Annotated in this window: 13 protein-coding genes and 1 riboswitch; all 13 genes read left to right on the top strand. The window is 75.1% G+C overall.

Annotation, left to right across the window (positions count from 1 at the left end; all coding sequences use genetic code 11):
• Positions 1 to 93: riboswitch (cobalamin riboswitch) on the top strand. This riboswitch is flagged as partial in the annotation.
• Between the two features lie 108 nt (positions 94 to 201).
• The 13 genes from CCN35_RS21520 to cobC all read left to right on the top strand — a co-directional run bounded on the left by CCN35_RS21520 (position 202) and on the right by cobC (position 17,910).
• A complete protein-coding gene (locus CCN35_RS21520) occupies positions 202 to 1,173 on the top strand; it encodes a cobalamin biosynthesis protein (RefSeq protein ID WP_067390627.1) in 972 nt (323 codons plus the stop codon).
• Entirely contained in the window at positions 1,170 to 2,714 is a 1,545-nt protein-coding gene (locus CCN35_RS21515; RefSeq protein WP_067390797.1) for a cobyric acid synthase, read from the top strand. The genes CCN35_RS21520 and CCN35_RS21515 overlap by 4 nt, the downstream gene beginning before the upstream one ends.
• A complete protein-coding gene (gene cobN / locus CCN35_RS21510) occupies positions 2,711 to 6,361 on the top strand; it encodes a cobaltochelatase subunit CobN (protein WP_086793951.1) in 3,651 nt (1,216 codons plus the stop codon). The genes CCN35_RS21515 and cobN overlap by 4 nt, the downstream gene beginning before the upstream one ends.
• Positions 6,362 to 6,530: 169 nt before the next feature.
• Positions 6,531 to 8,555 (top strand): putative cobaltochelatase, encoded by a 2,025-nt coding sequence (locus tag CCN35_RS21505; RefSeq protein WP_067390621.1) that lies wholly within the window; start codon positions 6,531 to 6,533, stop codon positions 8,553 to 8,555.
• Positions 8,555 to 9,154, top strand: a complete 600-nt coding sequence (gene cobO / locus CCN35_RS21500; RefSeq protein WP_067390618.1) for a cob(I)yrinic acid a,c-diamide adenosyltransferase — start codon at positions 8,555 to 8,557, stop codon at positions 9,152 to 9,154. Before CCN35_RS21505 ends, cobO begins: the two co-directional genes overlap by 1 nt.
• Positions 9,148 to 10,551: a cobyrinic acid a,c-diamide synthase CobB gene (locus CCN35_RS21495; protein ID WP_067390615.1), complete on the top strand. Its 1,404-nt coding sequence runs from the start codon at positions 9,148 to 9,150 to the stop codon at positions 10,549 to 10,551. The genes cobO and CCN35_RS21495 overlap by 7 nt, the downstream gene beginning before the upstream one ends.
• Positions 10,536 to 11,276 (top strand): precorrin-2 C(20)-methyltransferase, encoded by a 741-nt coding sequence (gene cobI / locus CCN35_RS21490; protein ID WP_086793949.1) that lies wholly within the window; start codon positions 10,536 to 10,538, stop codon positions 11,274 to 11,276. Before CCN35_RS21495 ends, cobI begins: the two co-directional genes overlap by 16 nt.
• A 211-nt stretch (positions 11,277 to 11,487) precedes the next feature.
• Entirely contained in the window at positions 11,488 to 12,306 is an 819-nt protein-coding gene (gene cobM, locus CCN35_RS21485; RefSeq protein ID WP_067390609.1) for a precorrin-4 C(11)-methyltransferase, read from the top strand.
• On the top strand, positions 12,303 to 13,547 hold the full coding sequence (gene cbiE / locus CCN35_RS21480) for a precorrin-6y C5,15-methyltransferase (decarboxylating) subunit CbiE (RefSeq protein WP_086793947.1): 1,245 nt from the start codon (positions 12,303 to 12,305) through the stop codon (positions 13,545 to 13,547). Before cobM ends, cbiE begins: the two co-directional genes overlap by 4 nt.
• The gene (cobJ, locus tag CCN35_RS21475; RefSeq protein ID WP_086793945.1) at positions 13,544 to 15,244 is read left to right on the top strand and encodes a precorrin-3B C(17)-methyltransferase; all 1,701 of its coding nucleotides are present in this window, start codon (positions 13,544 to 13,546) and stop codon (positions 15,242 to 15,244) included. Before cbiE ends, cobJ begins: the two co-directional genes overlap by 4 nt.
• On the top strand, positions 15,241 to 15,897 hold the full coding sequence (locus CCN35_RS21470; RefSeq protein WP_067390600.1) for a precorrin-8X methylmutase: 657 nt from the start codon (positions 15,241 to 15,243) through the stop codon (positions 15,895 to 15,897). The genes cobJ and CCN35_RS21470 overlap by 4 nt, the downstream gene beginning before the upstream one ends.
• On the top strand, positions 15,894 to 16,826 hold the full coding sequence (locus CCN35_RS21465; RefSeq protein ID WP_067390597.1) for a sirohydrochlorin chelatase: 933 nt from the start codon (positions 15,894 to 15,896) through the stop codon (positions 16,824 to 16,826). The genes CCN35_RS21470 and CCN35_RS21465 overlap by 4 nt, the downstream gene beginning before the upstream one ends.
• Positions 16,816 to 17,910 carry an Rv2231c family histidinol phosphate aminotransferase CobC gene (gene cobC / locus CCN35_RS21460; protein WP_236560557.1) on the top strand — a complete coding sequence of 365 codons (1,095 nt, stop codon included), beginning with the start codon at positions 16,816 to 16,818 and terminating at the stop codon, positions 17,908 to 17,910. The genes CCN35_RS21465 and cobC overlap by 11 nt, the downstream gene beginning before the upstream one ends.
• Positions 17,911 to 17,973 lie beyond the last annotated feature (63 nt).

Genomic DNA, 17,973 nt, shown 5'->3' with positions numbered 1-17,973 from the left:
GGAAGCCGGTGCGAATCCGGCGCGGTCCCGCCACTGTGACCGGGAGGGCGACCTCCCGGGAGCCAGGAACTCTCCCCGTCGGTCTCGTCGAACCAGGGCGTGGACACCCTGAGTGAGGACATATCGCGATGCACGGCTGCCGACCGAGGTTCACCAGCGACACTCCGACCGCACCTTCGGTACCCCCGGTCGGCTGACCCGATGGGTGCCGATCGCGTCTTCGCGTACGGCGCCACCGCCGGCCTCCTCGGTGACCTGATCCTCGGCGATCCCCGTCGCGGACATCCGGTCGCCGTGTTCGGCCGTGCCGCGAGCGCCGTGGAACGCGCCCTGTGGCGGGACCACCGCGGCTGGGGCGCCCTGCACACCGCGGTGTGCGTCGGGGGCACCGTGGCGACGGCCGCACTGGCCGCGGCCGCCGTGCGCCGCTCCCGTGCCGCCTCCGTCGCCCTGACCGCCGCCGCCACCTGGACCGTCGTCGGCGGCACCTCGCTCGCGCGGGAGGCGCGGACGATCGGGCGCGCGCTTGAGGCCGGGGACGTCGAGGGCGCCCGGGCGCGGCTGCCGCACCTGTGCGGACGCGACCCGCAGGCGCTGGACGCCGACGGGATCGCGCGGGCCGTCGTGGAGTCCGTCGCCGAGAACACCTCCGACGCGGTGGTGGGCGCGCTGGTGTGGGGCGCCGTCGCCGGAGTGCCGGGCCTTCTCGGCTTCCGGGCCGTCAACACCCTGGACGCCATGGTCGGGCACAAGTCCCCCCGCCACCGCCGCTACGGCTGGGCCTCGGCCCGGCTCGACGACCTCGCCGGCTGGCCGGGAGCACGGCTGACCGCCGCCCTGGCCGCCGTCGCGGGAGGCGACCCGCGAGGTGCCGTACGGGCCTGGCGCGCCGACGCCCGCAAGCATCCGAGCCCCAACGCCGGCCCGGTGGAGGCCTCGTTCGCGGGGGCCCTCGGCGTACGGCTGGGCGGCACGCTCTCCTACGGAGGGCGCGTGGAGCACCGTCCGGTGCTCAACGGCTCCGGGCGCGCCGTCCGGACGGAGGACATCGAACGGGCCGTGCGCCTCTCACGGCGCGTGAGCTGGCTCGCCCTCGGCACCTGTGTCACCGCCAGGCTGCTGTGCGCCCGCGCCCGCCGGGCGACGGCACGGACGAAGGGACGGACGGCATGAACGGCGGTCTGCTCGTCGCCGGCACCACCTCCGACGCCGGGAAGAGCGTCGTCACGGCCGGGATCTGCCGGTGGCTGGTGCGGCAGGGCGTGAAGGTCGCGCCCTTCAAGGCGCAGAACATGTCCCTCAACTCCTTCGTCACCCGCGAGGGCGCCGAGATCGGGCGGGCGCAGGCCATGCAGGCCCAGGCCTGCCGGATCGAGCCGACCGCGCTGATGAACCCGGTGCTGCTCAAGCCGGGCGGCGAACAGAGCAGCCAGGTCGTGCTGCTGGGCAGGCCGGTGGGCGAGCTGAGCGCACGCGGCTACCACGGCGGGCGGCAGCAGAAGCTCCTCGGCACGGTGCTGGACTGCCTCGCCGAACTGCGCGGCACGTACGACGTGGTGATCTGCGAGGGGGCGGGCAGCCCGGCCGAGATCAATCTGCGCCGGACCGACATCGTCAACATGGCGGTCGCACGGGGTGCGCGGCTGCCCGTGCTGGTCGTCGGCGACATCGACCGCGGCGGCGTCTTCGCCTCCTTCTTCGGCACGCTCGCCCTGCTGTCCCGCGAGGACCAGGAGCTGGTGGCCGGATTCCTCGTCAACAAGTTCCGCGGCGACGTCTCGCTGCTGGAGCCCGGGCTCGGCATGCTGCACGGGCTCACCGGACGGCGCACCTTCGGCGTCCTGCCCTTCCGGCACGGGCTCGGCATCGACGAGGAGGACGGACTGGGGGTCCCCCCGCTCGAGCGAAGCCGAGAGTGGGGGAGGGTGTCGCCGCGGGGGGCCGTACGGGAGTCCGCGGTGGTCCCCCCGGTGGGCGAGGAGATCCTGCGGGTCGCCGTCTGCGCCGTCCCGCTGATGTCCAACTTCACCGACGTGGACGCGCTCGCCGCCGAACCGGGCGTCGTCGTACGGTTCGTGGACCGCCCGGAGGAGCTGTCCGACGCCGACCTCGTCGTCGTGCCCGGCACCCGGGGCACGGTCCGGGCGCTTCGGTGGCTGCGGGAGCGGGGACTTGCGGAGGCCCTCGAGCGCAGGGCCCGCGAGGGACGGCCGATCCTCGGGATCTGCGGCGGCTTCCAGGTCCTCGGCGAGCACATCGAGGACGAGGTCGAGTCGCGGGCCGGGCACGTGGACGGCCTCGGACTGCTGCCGGTACGGGTCCGGTTCGCCCGGGAGAAGACCCTCGCCCGGCCCGAGGGCGAGGCCCTGGGCGAGCGGGTCGAGGGCTACGAGATCCACCACGGGGTCGCCGAGGTCACCGGCGGGGAGCCCTTCCTGGACGGCTGCCGGTCCGGAGCCGTCTGGGGCACGCACTGGCACGGCTCGCTGGAGTCGGACGGCTTCCGGCGTGCCTTCCTGCGCGAGGTGGCGGCCGCCGCCGGCCGCCGCTTCGTCCCGGCCGCCGACACCTCCTTCGCCGCCCTGCGCGAGGAACAGCTCGACCGGCTCGGCGATCTGATCGAACAGCACACGGACACGGACGCGCTATGGCGGCTCATCGAGTCGGGCGCGCCTCGAGGACTTCCCTTCATCCCCCCAGGAGCACCCGCATGAGCACAGTGTTGTTGTTGTCGACCGCCGACACCGACCTGCTGGCGGCCCGTGCCTCGGGCGCCTCCTACCGGATCGGCAACCCCGCCCGGGTGGACGTCGCCGAGGAGCTCCCCCGGCTGCTCGACGGCGCGGACGTCGCCGTCGTCCGCCTGCTCGGCGGCAAACGCGCCTGGGAGGACGGACTTACCGCGCTGAAGGCGTCCGGTGTCCCGACCGTGCTGCTGGGCGGAGAGGCCGTGCCGGACGCGGAGCTGATGGCCGAGTCGTCGGTGCCGGCGGGTGTGGTGGCGGAGGCGCTGAAGTACCTCGTCGAGGGCGGGCCGGCGAACCTGGCCGAGCTGGCCCGGTTCCTGTCGGACACGGTGCTGCTGACCGGCGAGGGCTTCGAGAAGCCGCGGAGGATGCCGGAGTACGGCGTCCGCGGCGACCGTCCCCTCCGCGAGGACCGCCCGACCGTGGGCGTCCTCTTCTACCGCGCCCACGAACTGAGCGGCAACACCGCCTTCGTGGACACCCTGTGCGACGCGATCGAGGCGCACGGCGCCAACGCCCTCCCGGTGTACTGCGGTTCGCTGCGCGGCGCCGACCCGGGGCTGTACGAGATCCTGGGACGGGCCGACGCCCTGGTCGCCACCGTCCTCGCCGCCGGCGGCACGCACGCCTCGCAGGCCTCGGCGGGCGGGGACGAGGAGTCCTGGGACGTCGGGGCGCTGGCCGGGCTGAACGTCCCGGTGCTGCAAGGGCTCTGCCTGACCTCGTCGCGCGCCGCCTGGGAGGCGTCGGACGCGGCCCTCTCCCCGATGGACGCGGCGATGCAGGTCGCGATCCCGGAGTTCGACGGACGGCTGATCACGGTCCCGTTCTCCTTCAAGGAGCAGGGCCCCGACGACGTGCCGGTGTACGTGGCCGACCCCGAGCGGGCCGCCCGGGTGGCCGGCATCGCCGTACGGCACGCCCGGCTGCGGCACAAGCCGAACGCCGAGAAGAGGATCGCGCTCGTCCTCACCGCGTACCCGACCAAGCACGCGCGGATCGGCAACGCGGTCGGCCTGGACACCCCCGCCTCGGCGGTACGGGTGCTGGACGCCCTGCGGGAGGCGGGCTACACGGTCGGGGAGTACCCCGACAACGGCGACGAGCTGATCCACCGTCTGATCGAGGCCGGCGGCCACGACGTGGAGTGGCTGACGGAGGAACAGCTGGCCGCCGCCCCCGCGCGCGTGCCGCTGGCCGACTACCGGGCGTGGTTCGACCGGCTCGACCCGGACCTGCGGGAGGCGATGGTCCAGGCGTGGGGCGAGCCGCCGGGCTCGCTGTACGTCGACGGCGACGACATCGTGCTCGCCTCCCTGCGGTTCGGGAACGTCGTCGTGATGATCCAGCCGCCGCGCGGCTTCGGCGAGAACCCCATCGCCATCTACCACGACCCGGACATGCCGCCGTCGCACCACTACCTGGCGGCCTACCGGTGGCTCGAGAACAGCTTCGGCGCCGACGCCGTCGTGCACATGGGCAAGCACGGCACGATGGAGTGGCTGCCGGGCAAGGGCCTGGGCCTGTCGCGCGGATGCGCACCGGACGCGGTCCTGGGCGACCTGCCGCTGGTCTACCCGTTCATCGTCAACGACCCCGGCGAGGGCACCCAGGCCAAGCGGCGCGGGCACGCCACGGTCGTCGACCACCTGGTGCCGCCCATGGCACGCGCGGACACCTACGGCGACCTGGCCAGGCTGGAGCAGCTGCTCGACGAGTACGCGCTGGTCTGCGACCTGGACCCGGCGAAGGCACCGGCCGTACGGGCACAGATCTGGACCCTGGTCAAGGCCGCCGAGCTGCACCACGACCTGCAGGTGGACGAACAGCCGGACGACGACGAGTTCGACGAGTTCGTCATGCACATCGACGGCTATCTGTGCGAGATCAAGGACGTGCAGATCAGGGACGGCCTGCACGTCCTGGGCGGCGGCCCGGTCGGCGAACCGCGGGTGAACCTGGTGCTGGCCGTGCTGCGCTCCTCGCAGGTGTGGGGCGGCAGGGCGAACGCGCTGCCGGGGCTGCGGGCCTCGCTGGCGGAGCACTTCGGGCTGGTGGAGAAGGAGCTGCTGGCCGAGCCGGGGGCGCCGGTGAAGGTGCCGGTGGAGCTGACGGACCTGGTGGAGGGCCCGGCCCGGACCGCCTCCGACGCGATCGACCTGCTGGAGCAGCTGTGCCGGCGGATCGCGGAGGGGATGGAGGAGCGCGGCTGGGCGGCCTCCGCGTGCGCGGCCCTGGTGCGGGAGGTGCTGGGCGCCGACCTGCCGGAGGCGGTGGCCGTGCTGGAGTTCGCCTGCACCGAGGTCGTGCCCCGGCTCGCCCGCACCACGGACGAGATCGGGCACATCCTGCGGGCGCTGGACGGGGGGTACGTCCCCGCGGGCCCGTCCGGCTCCCCGACCCGGGGCCTGGTCAACGTCCTGCCGACCGGCCGGAACTTCTACTCGGTGGACCCCAAGGCGATTCCGTCGAGGCTGAGCTGGGAGGTCGGCCAGTCGCTCGCGGACTCGCTCGTGCAGCGGTATCTGCGGGACACGGGCGAGTACCCCGAGTCGGTCGGTCTGACGGTCTGGGGCACCTCCGCGATGCGCACCCAGGGCGACGACATCGCCGAGATCCTGGCGCTGCTGGGCTGCCGCCCGGTGTGGGACGACGCATCGCGCCGGGTCACCGGCTTCGAGGTGATCCCCTTGGAGGAGCTGGGCCGGCCGCGCATCGACGTCACGGTGCGGATCTCGGGTTTCTTCCGGGACGCGTTCCCGCACGTGGTCGGGCTGATCGACGACGCGGTGCGGACGGTGGCGGAGCTGGACGAGCCCGCCGGGCAGAACTTCGTGAAGGCCCACGCCGACGAGGACACCGCCGAGCACGGCGACCGCCGGCGTGCGACGACCCGCATCTTCGGCTCCAAGCCGGGGGCGTACGGCGCGGGCCTGCTGCCGCTGATCGACGCACGGAACTGGCGCAGCGACGCGGACCTCGCCGAGGTGTACGCCGTGTGGGGCGGCTACGCCTACGGGCGCGGGCTCGACGGACGGGCGGCGCGCGGGGACATGGAGCGGGCGTTCCGGCGGATCGCGGTGGCGGCGAAGAACGTCGACACCCGTGAGCACGACATCCACGACGCCGACGACTACTTCCAGTACCACGGCGGCATGGTCGCCATGGTGCGGCATCTGACGGGGAGCAACCCCGAGGCGTACATCGGCGACAGCGCCGTGCCCGACCAGGTGAGGACCCGCACGCTGGGCGAGGAGACGCACCGGGTCTTCCGGGCGCGGGTGGTGAATCCCCGGTGGATGGCGGCCATGCGAAGGCACGGCTACAAGGGGGCTTTCGAAATGGCCGCGACCGTGGACTACCTGTTCGGCTACGACGCCACGGCGGGCGTGGTCGACGACTGGATGTACGAGAAGCTCAGCGCCGCGTACGTCTTCGACCCGGAGAACCGGGACTTCATGAAGAAGTCCAACCCGTGGGCGCTGCGCGGCATCACCGAGCGGCTGCTGGAGGCCGCCGACCGCGGTCTGTGGGCGGAACCGGACCGGGAGACCCTGGACCGGCTCCGGGCGACCTACCTCGAACTCGAGGGAGAGCTGGAGGGAGACGCGTGATCTCCCCGGCGGCCCCCGCGGCGGCGGGGAGCAGGCAGCGATCAGCAGTCACGGACACGACGGTGCCGGACCACCCCCGCGGCGGCGGGGGCCGGACCGTCGTCCCGACCGGCGTGCAGCCGGACCACGAGCCGCTCTCGTCCGAGTCATCCGAAGGAGCGATCACCGCGTGACCACGCCCTACCCCTTCACTGCTGTCGTCGGACAGGACGACCTGCGGTTGGCCCTGCTGCTCAACGCGGTGTCCCCGCGCGTGGGCGGTGTCCTGGTGCGCGGGGAGAAGGGAACCGCGAAGAGCACCGCGGTCCGCGCCCTGTCGGCGCTGCTGCCGAAGATCGCCGTGGTGCCCGGCTGCCGTTTCTCCTGCGATCCCTCCGCCCCGGACCCCGCCTGCCCGGACGGTCCGCACGAGCCGGGTCCCGGCGTCGAGAGGCCCGCCCGCATGGTCGAACTCCCCGTCGGCGCCTCCGAGGACCGGCTCGTCGGCGCGCTGGACATCGAGCGGGCCCTCTCCGAGGGCGTGAAGGCGTTCGAACCGGGCCTGCTCGCCGAGGCGCACCGCGGGATCCTCTACGTCGACGAGGTCAACCTGCTCCACGACCACCTGGTCGACCTGCTGCTGGACGCCGCCGCGATGGGCGCCTCGTACGTCGAGCGCGAGGGTGTCTCCGTGCGGCACGCGGCGCGGTTCCTGCTCGTCGGGACCATGAACCCCGAGGAGGGCGAGCTGCGCCCCCAGCTGCTGGACCGCTTCGGTCTGACGGTCGAGGTCGCCGCCTCCCGGGACCCCGAGATCCGTGCCGAGGTCGTCCGGCGCCGGCTCGCCCACGAGGACGACCCCGTGGCCTTCGCCGCCCGCTGGGCCGGCGAGGAGGCCGCCGTACGGCAGCGGATCGTGGCCGCGCGGCAGCTGCTGCCCCGGGTCCGGCTGGGGGACGGCGCGCTGCGGCAGATCGCGGCGACCTGTGCCGCGTTCGAGGTGGACGGCATGCGCGCCGACATCGTGATGGCGCGCACCGCCACCGCGCTGGCCGCGTGGGCCGGCCGGACCGAGGTGCGCGCCGAGGACGTGCGGCAGGCCGCGCTGCTGGCCCTGCCGCACCGCAGGCGTCGTTCGCCCTTCGACGCACCCGGTCTGGACGAGGACAAGCTCGACGAGACCCTCCGGGAGTCCGCCGGGCCGGAGGACGACGATCCCGGCCCGGACGGCGGTCCCGGCGGGGGCGGCGGGCGGCCCGCGCCCGACGACGGCGGCGGCCCGCAAGGCGGCGGGAACAGCGAAAGCAGCGAGAACGGCGAGGGCGGCGGGACCGACGGGAAGGGCGGCGCGCCGCGGCCGTCCGGTGCCGGCGCGGGTGAGCGGGCCGCCGTGCGCCCCTCCGAGCCGTTCCGCGCCCGGGTGCTCCGGGTTCCCGGCATCGGCGAGGGGGCTGCCGGGCGGCGCTCGCGGGCCCGGACCGAGCACGGGCGGACCATCGGGGCCCGGCGGCCCCGGGGGGCGCTGACCAAGCTGCATCTGGCGGCGACCGTGCGGGCGGCGGCCCCGCACCAGCGGGCGCGGGGGCGCAGCGGGCCCGGTCTGCTCCTGCGGCGTGACGATCTGCGGCAGGCGGTGCGGGAGGGCCACGAGTCCAACCTCGTGCTGTTCGTGGTGGACGCCTCCGGGTCGATGGCGGCGCGGCAGCGGATGGGCGCCGTGAAGGGCGCGGTGCTGTCGCTGCTGCTGGACGCCTACCAGCGGCGGGACAAGGTGGGACTGGTGACCTTCCGGGGGGCGGGCGCCGAGGTGGCGCTGCCGCCGACCTCGTCCGTCGACGCGGCGGCGGCCCGGCTGGAGGCGCTGCCCACCGGGGGGCGCACGCCGCTGGCCGCCGGGCTGCTCAAGGCGCACGACGTGCTGCGCGTGGAGCGGTTGCGGGACCCGGCGCGGCGGGCGCTGCTCGTGGTGGTGACCGACGGGCGGGCCACGGGCGGCCCCGACCCGGTCGCTCTCGCCGGGCGTGCGGCGCGGCTGCTCGCCGCCGAGGGGGTCGCGTCGGTGGTCGTGGACTGCGAGTCGGGTCCCGTCCGGCTGGGGCTGGCCGGGCGGCTCGCGCAGGACCTGGGCGGTGTCGCGGTGACGCCGGACGAGCTGCGGGCCGACGCGATCGCGGGACTGGTCAGGGAGGTTCGAGGCGACAGGAGGGCCGCGTAATGCCGCAGGGGAAGCCGAGTGTGGTGCCGGACGACGGGCTGACGACCCGTCAGCGGCGTCACCGGCCGCTCGTCGTCGTGCACACCGGGATCGGCAAGGGCAAGTCCACCGCCGCCTTCGGGCTGGCGCTGCGCGCCTGGAACCAGGGCTGGCCGATCGGGGTGTTCCAGTTCGTCAAGTCGGCCAAGTGGCGGGTCGGCGAGGAGCGGGCGCTGCGGGTGCTGGGCGACTCCGGCGAGGGCGGGAGCGTCGTCTGGCACAAGATGGGCGAGGGCTGGTCCTGGGTGCAGCGCGACGCCCAGATGGACAACGAGGCCAAGGCCCGCGAGGGCTGGGAGCAGGTCAAGCGGGATCTGGCCGCCGAGACGTACCGGCTGTACGTGCTCGACGAGTTCACGTATCCGATGCACTGGGGCTGGGTCGGCACCGACGAGGTCGTGGAGGTGCTGCGGAACCGGCCCGGGACCCAGCATGTGGTGATCACCGGACGCAACGCGCCGCAGGAGCTGGTCGACTTCGCCGATCTGGTCACCGACATGTCCAAGGTCAAGCACCCGATGGACGCCGGGCAGAAGGGCCAGAGGGGCATCGAGTGGTGACGTCCCCGTCCGTGCCCCGGCTGGTGGTGGCCGCGCCGGCCTCGGGCAGCGGCAAGACCACCGTCGCCACGGGGCTGATGGCCGCGCTGGCCCGGCGGGGGCTGTCCGTGTCCCCGCACAAGGTGGGCCCGGACTACATCGACCCCGGGTACCACGCGCTCGCGACCGGGCGTACGGGGCGGAACCTGGACGCGTATCTGTGCGGTCCCGAGCTGATCGGGCCGTTGTTCCTGCACGGGGCGCGGGGGTGCGACATCGCCGTCGTCGAGGGGGTGATGGGGCTGTACGACGGGGCCGCCGGGCAGGGGGAGCTGGCGTCCACCGCGCAGGTGGCCAAGCTGCTGCGGGCTCCGGTGGTGCTGGTCGTCGACGCCTCCTCGCAGTCGCGGTCGGTGGCGGCGCTGGTGCACGGGTTCGCCTCCTGGGACCCGGAGGTCCGGGTGGGGGGCGTGGTCCTCAACAAGGTGGCCTCCGACCGGCACGAGGCGCTGCTGCGGGAGGCCCTGGAGACGGCGGGGGTGCCCGTGCTGGGGGTGCTCCGGCGGGTTCCGCGGGTCGGTGTGCCCTCCCGGCATCTGGGGCTGGTGCCGGTCGCCGAGCGGAGGGACGCGGCCCTGGAGGCCGTGGCGGCCATGGCCGCGCAGGTGGAGGCCGGGTGCGATCTGCCGGCGCTGGTCGCGCTGGCGCGCAGTGCGGGAACGCTGTCCTGTGCGGCCTGGGACGCGGCCGAGGCCGTGGCGGCAGCGGCGCGCCCGCCGGGGGCGTCCCCGCCGGGCGCCGGGCCGGCGCCCAGGGTCGCCGTGGCCGGCGGTGCCGCCTTCACCTTCTCCTACGCCGAGCACACGGAGCTGCTCACCGCCGCCGGCGCCGAGGTCGTCCCCTTCGACCCGCTGCGTGACGAGCGGCTGCCCGAGGGGACCCGCGGGCTGGTGATCGGCGGCGGCTTCCCCGAGGTGTACGCCGCCGAGCTGTCCGCCAACGAGCCGCTGCGCCGGGCCGTCGCCGGTCTCGCGCTCGGGGGTGCTCCCGTGGCCGCCGAGTGCGCCGGGCTGCTGTATCTGTGCCGGGAGCTGGACGGACGGCCGATGTGCGCCGTGCTGGACGCCACCGCCCGGATGACCGGGCGGCTCACCCTGGGCTACCGGGACGTCGTGGCGGTCGGTGACAGCGTGCTCGCCGCGGCCGGGGAGCGGATGCGCGGACACGAGTTCCACCGGACCGCCGTCGAGCCCGGCTCGGGGACGGGTGCGGCGGCTCCCGCCTGGGGGGTGCGTGCCCCCGCCCGGCGGGTCGAAGGCTTCGTACGCGGGAACGTGCACGCGAGCTATCTGCACATCCACTGGGCCGCCGCGCCCGGTGTCGCCCGTCGGTTCGTCGAGAGGTGCCGGACGTCATGAGCAGGCTGATCGGTGTCGGGATGGGCCCCGGCGATCCCGAACTGGTGACCGTGAAGGGGGTCAACGCGCTGCGCGGGGCCGATGTCGTGGTCGTCCCGGTGATGGACACCGGGGAGCGGGGGCGCGCCGAGGCGACCGTGCTGCACTACGTGCCCGAGGAGAAGGTCGTCCGGGTGGTGTTCGCGCTGAACGAGCGGTCCGACCGGGCGCGGCGCGAGGCCGCGTGGGACGCCGCCGGGGAGCGGGTCGCCGGTCTGCTCGCGCGGCACGCGTGCGTCGCCTTCGCCACCATCGGCGACCCGAACGTGTACTCCACCTTCACCTATCTCGCGCAGACCGTCGCCGAGCTGGTGCCGGGGACCGTCGTGGAGACCGTGCCCGGGATCACCGCCATGCAGGACCTGGCGGCGCGTTCGGGCGCCGTGCTCACCGAGGGCACCGAGCCGCTGACCCTGGTGCCCGTCACCGCCGGGCCCGCCGTGCTCAAGGAGGCCCTGAACGGGCCGGGGACGGTCGTGGCGTACAAGTTCGGGCGGCGGGCGCGGGAGGTCGCCGAGGCACTGCGGGACAGCGGGCGGCTCGAGGGCGCGGTGTGGGGGTCGGCGCTCGGGCTGCCGGAGGAGTCCATCCGGCCGGCCGCGGAGCTCGACGGGACTCCCCTGCCGTACCTCTCCACCCTCATCGCTCCCGCCCGGCGCGACGGCGGGCGGGGCAGCAAGTTGTGAACCGGGCCGGGGCGGGCCGGTCGCGCCCGGGGGCACCGGGAACGCGCCGGACGTGAGGCGGGACCGCCCGCGCCCTCACCGCCGGGACCGCTAGACCACCGGGCCGCCGGGGCGTCCGGCGGGGCCTGCCGGACGTGTCCCTCCGGCCTCCACCGCCCCGGCCCCCGCGACATTCCGTATGACCGTACGACCACAGGAGAGGACCCGAGCCATGGCCGACGCACCCGCCGGCAAGGTGACCTTCGTCGGTGCCGGCCCCGGCGCCGCCGATCTGCTGACGTTCCGTGCCGCCCGCGCGATCGCCGAGGCGGACGTCGTGATCTGGGCGGCCAGCCTCGTCCAGGCCGAGGTGCTCGAACACGCCCGTGAGGACGCGGAGATCCTGGACTCGGCGACCATGTCCCTGGAGGAGGTCGTCGCCGTCTACGAGCGGGCCCACCGCGAAGGGCTGAAGGTGGCCCGGATCCACTCCGGGGACCCCGCCCTGTGGGGCGGGACGCAGGAACAGCTCGACCGGTGCGCAAAGATCGGGATCGCGACGGAGGTCGTGCCGGGGGTCTCCTCCTTCTCCGCCGTCGCCGCGCTCGTCCGGCGTGAGCTGACCGTTCCGGAGGTCGCCCAGTCGGTGGTGCTCACCCGGCTCGGCGGCGGCAGGACGCCGATGCCTCCCGGCGAGGAGGTGCGCGAATTCGCCCGGCACGGCACCACCATGGCCGTCTTCCTGTCGGCGGCCCGCAGCGGCCGGCTGGCGCGGGAGCTGCTGGAGGGCGGCTATCCGGCGTCCACGCCGGTCGTGGTGGCGTACCAGGCGACCTGGCCGGAGGAGCTGATCGTCAGGTGCACGGTCGGCACGCTGGAGGAGACGGTCAAGCGGCACAAGCTCTGGAAGCACACGCTGTTCCTGGTCGGCCCGGCCCTGACCGCGCACGGCACCCGCTCGCACCTGTACCACCCCGGGCACTTCCACGGCCACCGCAAGGCCGACCCCGAGGCCCGCAAGGCCCTGCGCGCACGGGGTGCACGCACATGATCACGGTCGTCGGCACGGGGACGGGGACGGCGTACGACCCCCGGGCACTCCTCGGCGCCGGGCTCGTCGTGGGCGGGCGGCGTCATCTGGACGCCGTCCGGCTGCCCGAGGGGGCCGAGCGGATCGTGCTCGGGCCGCTGGGGCCCGCGCTGGACGCGATGGAGCGGTATGTCGCGCAGGAGCGGCGCGTCGTCGTGCTGGCGTCCGGCGATCCGGGGTTCTTCGGGATCGTGCGGGCGCTGGCCGAGCGGTTCGGTCCCGAGCGGCTGGACGTCCGCCCCGGGGTCTCCTCCGTCGCCGCCGCCTTCGCACGGCTCGGGCTGCCCTGGGACGACGCGGTGGTGGTCAGCGCGCACGGGCGGGATCTGCGGACGGCCGTCCAGGTGTGCCGGGCCCGTCCGAAGGTCGCCGTGCTGACCGGGCCGGGCGCCGGGCCCGCCGAGCTGGGCGCCGCGCTGGCCCGCACTCCCGCCGGCGACCGGGTGCTGGTCGTGGCCCGTGCGCTCGGCGACCCGGCGCACGAGCACGTGGAGCGGGTCACGCCCGCCGAGGCGGCCGGACGGGACTGGGGGACGGCGGTGAACGTGGTGCTGTGCCTGGACGGGTCACGGCTGCTGGGCGGTGCACGGACCGTCGCCGGGTTCGCGGAGGGGCCGGCGGGCTGGGCGCTGCCGGAGGACGCGTTCGCGCACCGCGACTCGATGATCACCAAGTTCGAGGTGCGGGCGCTGGCGCTGGCCCGGCTCGGGCCGCGGCTGGGCGACCTGGTCTGGGACGTGGGGGCCGGGTCGGGATCGGTGGCGGTGGAGTGCGCACGGCTCGGGGCGGCGGTCGTCGCCGTCGAGAAGACGGCCGACGGGGTCGAGCGGATCCGCGCCAACGCCGCCGCCCACGGGGTCGACGTGGCGGTGGTGCACGGCGCCGCTCCCGGCGCGCTGTCGGGGCTCGACGATCCCGACGCCGTGTTCGTCGGCGGCGGGGGACGCGAGCTGCCCGGCATCGTCGGCGTGTGCGCACGGCGGGCCCGGCGGACCGTCGTGGTCGCCGTGGCGGCGCTCGACCGGGTGCCGGCCGCGCGCGAGGCGCTGACCGCCGCCGGGTTCGTCTGCGACGGGGTGCTGCTGCAGTCCTCCCGGCTCGCACCGCTGCCGGGGGACGTGACCCGGCTGGCGGCGGCCAATCCCGTGTTCCTGCTGTGGGGGGTGCGGCCCTTGGTGTCCAGTGAAGGAGTGAGTCAGTGATCGGCCTCATTTCCGCCACCGCGGCGGGCGCGGCCGCGCGGGACCGGCTGGCGGCCGCGTGGCCGGACCGTACGCGGGTGTACGACGGGCCCGTCCGGGACGCCGTGCGGGCCGCGTTCGCCGAGTGCGAGCAGCTGGTGTGCTTCCTGGCGACGGGGGCGGTGGTCCGGCTCATCGCGCCGCTGCTGGACGAGAAGGCGTCCGATCCGGGCGTGGTGTGCGTGGACGAGGCCGGGCGGTTCGCCGTCTCGCTGGTCGGCGGGCACGGCGGCGGGGCCAATGAACTCGCCGTGGCGGTGGGCGAGGTGCTGGGGGCCGAGCCCGTGGTGACGACCGCGACGGACGCCGTGGGACTGCCGGGGCTGGACACCCTGGGGCTGCCGGTGGAGGGGGAGGTGGCCGCGGTGTCGCGGGCCCTGCTCGACGGGGAGCCCGTCGCCCTCGAGGCCGAGGTGCCGTGGCCGTTGCCCCCGCTGCCGGTGGCGGCGCAGGGGGCGTACACCGTGCGGGTGACGGACCGGGCGGTCGAGCCGGGCGAGCGCGAGGTGGTCCTGCGGCCGCCGTCCCTCGTGGTCGGGGTCGGCGCCTCCCGGGGCGTCCCCGCACAGGAGGTGCTGGAACTGGTGGAGGGCACGCTGCGGGAGGCGGGGCTGTCCGTGCGGTCCGTCTGCTGTCTCGCCACCGTCGACGCCAAGGCCGGCGAGCCGGGGCTCGTCGCGGCGGCCGAGCGGCTCGGGGTGCCCCTGGTGACGTACTCCGCCGAGGAGCTGGCGGCGGTCGAGGTGCCGAATCCGTCCGCCGCGCCGCTCGCCGCCGTCGGCACCCCGTCGGTCGCGGAGGCCTCCGCGCTGCTGGGCGGGGGCGAACTGCTCGTGCCCAAGCGGAAGTCGAAGCGGGCGGACGGAGGGCCGGCCAGGGCCACGTGCGCCGTCGTGCGGCGGCCGGGGCGCGGACGGCTCGCGATCGTCGGGATCGGTCCGGGCGCCCGGGACCTGCTGACCCCGCGGGCGAGGGCGGAACTGCGGCGGGCCTCCGTGCTGGTGGGGCTCGACCAGTACGTCGACCAGATCCGCGATCTGCTGCGGCCCGGCACCCGGATCCTGGAGTCGGGGCTCGGTGCGGAGGAGGAGCGGGCGCGGACGGCCGTCGCCGAGGCCCGGCGCGGACACGCCGTCGCGCTGATCGGCAGCGGGGACGCCGGGGTGTACGCGATGGCCTCCCCCGCGCTCGCCGAGGCGTCGGACGACATCGACGTGGTCGGCGTGCCGGGGGTCACGGCGGCGCTCGCGGCCGGGGCGGTCCTCGGCGCGCCGCTCGGGCACGACCATGTGTCGATCAGCCTCTCCGACCTGCACACGCCGTGGGAGGTCATCGAGCGGCGGGTGCGGGCGGCGGCGGAGGCGGACCTCGTCGTGACCTTCTACAACCCGCGTTCCAGGAACCGCGACTGGCAGCTGCCCAGGGCGCTGGAGATCCTCGCCGGGCACCGGGAGCCGGCGACCCCGGTCGGTGTGGTGCGCAACGCCTCGCGCCCGGACGAGTCCAGCCTGCTGACGACACTGGCGGAACTGGACCCGACGACGGTCGACATGATGACGGTCGTGACCGTGGGCAACACCGCGACCCGCACGATCGCGGGGCGGATGGTCACACCGCGTGGCTACCGCTGGCAGAAGCCCCGGGAGGAGCACCGGTGAACCGCGTCGTCCACCCCATCGAGCAGGAGTCCTTCCGGCGGCTGCGCGCCCGTCTGGACACCTCGCACCTCCCGCCGCTGACCCGGGCGGTGGTGGAACGGGTCGTCCACTCCTCCGCCGACCTGGAGTACGCCCGTGATCTCGTCATGGACGAGGACGATCTGGTGCGGGCCCATGCCGCGCTGCACGCGGGGGCGCCCGTGGTCGTGGACGTGGAGATGGTGGCGGCCGGGATCACCCGCCGCGACACCGTCTGCCGGCTCAGGGACGCCCGGCCGGGGCCCGGGCTGACGCGTTCGGCGCATGCGATCCGGCTGGCGTACGAACAGGTCGGCCCGGGAGCCCTGTGGGTGATCGGCTGTGCCCCGACCGCCCTGGAGGAGCTGCTGAGGCTGGACGCCTCCCCCGCACTCGTCATCGGCCTGCCCGTCGGTTTCGTCGGGGCGGTCGAGTCCAAGGCCGCGTTGCGCGCAAGCGGGCTTCCCGCGGTGAGCAATGTGTCCGAGAAGGGCGGTTCGGCGGTCGCCGCGGCCGCGCTCAACGCCCTGCTGTACCACCCCGCTCCCTCCGATTCATCTGCTTCGTCAGCTTCATCCGATCCATCCGACTCCGGTTCAGCCGAGTCGTCCGAGCCGTCCGAGGAGAACCTGTGACCACCCCGACGCCGCCCGCCCTGCTGATCGCCGGTCACGGCACCCGGGACGAGACCGGAGCCGAGGCGTTCCGCGCGTTCGTCCGGGAGCTGGGGCGCCGTCACCCCGACCTGCCCGTCGCGGGAGGCTTCATCGAGCTGTCCCCGCCGCCGCTGGGCGAGGCGGTCGCCGAGCTGGTGGAGCGAGGGGTGCGGCGCTTCGCCGCCGTGCCGCTGATGCTGGTGTCCGCCGGGCACGCCAAGGGGGACATTCCGGCGGCGCTGGCCCGGGAGAAGCAGCGGCACCCGGGGATCTCGTACACCTACGGCCGTCCGCTGGGCCCGCATCCCGCGCTGCTGAGCGTGCTGGAGCGGCGGCTGGAGGAGGCGATGGGCCCCTCCTGGGAGCGTTCGGAGGTGACCGTGCTGCTGGTCGGGCGCGGGTCGACGGACCCGGACGCCAACGCGGAGGTGTTCAAGGCGGCGCGGCTGCTGTGGGAGGGGCGCGGATACGCGGGCGTGGAGACGGCGTTCGTGTCGCTGGCCGAGCCGGACGTGCCGAGCGGTCTGGAGCGGTGTGCGCGGCTGGGGGCGCGGCGGATCGTCGTCCTGCCGTACTTCCTGTTCACGGGTGTCCTGCCGGACCGGGTGCGGCGGCAGGCGGCACAGTGGGCGGCGGCCCGCACCGGAGTCGAGGTGCGCCCGGCGGACGTGATCGGGCCGGAGCCGGAGCTGCTGGACCTGGTGATGGAGCGGTACGAGGAGGCGGTGAAGGGCGATCTGCGGATGAACTGCGACGCGTGCGTGTACCGGATCGCGCTGCCGGGCTTCGAGGACAAGGTGGGGCTGCCGCAGCAGCCGCACTACCATCCCGACGACGACGGACATCACCACGGGCACCACCATCACGGGCACCACCACGGCGGGCACGCACACTCCCATGCGCACTGAGGACGGAATGCGGGACGGACACGACCTGCGGCACCATGGGGACGCCGAGGTGCGGGACGACGGTGCGGCGCTGGTGGACCTCGCCGTGAACGTCCGGGCCGGCACACCGCCGGTGTGGCTGCGGGAGCGGATCGCCGCCTCGCTCGCCTCTCTCGCGGCCTACCCGGACGGGCGGGCGGCGCGGACGGCGGTGGCGGCGCGGCACGGGCTGCCGGTGGAGCGGGTGCTGCTGACGGCCGGGGCGGCGGAGGCGTTCGTGCTGCTGGCGCGGGCGCTGAAGGTGCGCCGTCCGGTCGTGGTGCACCCGCAGTTCACGGAGCCGGAGGCGGCGCTGCGGGACGCGGGGCACACGGTGGACCGGGTGCTGCTGCGGGAGGAGGACGGCTTCCGGCTCGATCCGTCGGCCGTGCCCGAGAGCGCGGACCTGGTGGTGGTCGGCAATCCGACGAACCCGACGTCGGTCCTGCATCCGGCCTCGGCGATCGCCCAACTGGCCCGTCCGGGCCGGCTGCTGGTGGTCGACGAGGCCTTCATGGACGCGGTGCCGGGCGAACGGGAGGCCCTGGCGGGCCGGACCGACGTGCCCGGTCTGGTGGTGCTGCGCAGCCTGACGAAGACCTGGGGGCTGGCGGGTCTGCGGATCGGCTATGTGCTGTCCTCGCCGGAGGTGATCGCGGAACTGGAGCGGGCCCAGCCCCTGTGGCCGGTGTCCACGCCGGCGCTGGCGGCGGCCGAGGCGTGCGTGGAGCCGCGGGCCCTGGCGGAGGCGGAGGACGCGGCCCGCCGCATCGCGCGGGACCGGGCCCGCCTGGTGGCGGGCCTGGCCTCCTTCGCCGAGGCCGGGGTGCGGGTGGTGGAACCGGCCGAGGGCCCCTTCGTGCTGGTCCGGATGCCGGGGGCGGCAGAGGTGCGGCAGCGGTTGCGCACCCTGGGCTACGCGGTGCGGCGCGGGGACACGTTCCCGGGGCTGGGCGGGGAGTGGCTGCGCCTGGCGGTGCGGGACCGGGAGACGACGTCCGGCTTCCTGGCGGCCCTGGCCACGGCCCTGGACGCTCCGGCCCGGTCCGCCGGCGCTCCGGCGTGAGTCCCCGGGCCCGGCGGCCCGGGCCCCACGGGGCGGGGGACTCGGGGACTCCCCGCCCCGTGG

This window comes from Streptomyces thermovulgaris (assembly GCF_002155915.1).
GTDB lineage: Bacteria > Actinomycetota > Actinomycetes > Streptomycetales > Streptomycetaceae > Streptomyces > Streptomyces thermovulgaris.
This window is presented reverse-complemented; position numbering and strand designations above follow the sequence as displayed.

Bases quoted from the DNA above. Each gene is read 5' to 3' on its own strand.
- cobM (WP_067390609.1), top strand. From the start codon at position 11,488: ATGGCCGACGCACCCGCCGGCAAGGTGACCTTCGTCGGTGCCGGCCCC.
- CCN35_RS21520 (WP_067390627.1), top strand. From the start codon at position 202: ATGGGTGCCGATCGCGTCTTCGCGTACGGCGCCACCGCCGGCCTCCTC.
- CCN35_RS21515 (WP_067390797.1), top strand. From the start codon at position 1,170: ATGAACGGCGGTCTGCTCGTCGCCGGCACCACCTCCGACGCCGGGAAG.
- cbiE (WP_086793947.1), top strand. From the start codon at position 12,303: ATGATCACGGTCGTCGGCACGGGGACGGGGACGGCGTACGACCCCCGG.
- cobO (WP_067390618.1), top strand. From the start codon at position 8,555: ATGCCGCAGGGGAAGCCGAGTGTGGTGCCGGACGACGGGCTGACGACC.
- cobC (WP_236560557.1), top strand. From the start codon at position 16,816: ATGCGCACTGAGGACGGAATGCGGGACGGACACGACCTGCGGCACCAT.
- cobN (WP_086793951.1), top strand. From the start codon at position 2,711: ATGAGCACAGTGTTGTTGTTGTCGACCGCCGACACCGACCTGCTGGCG.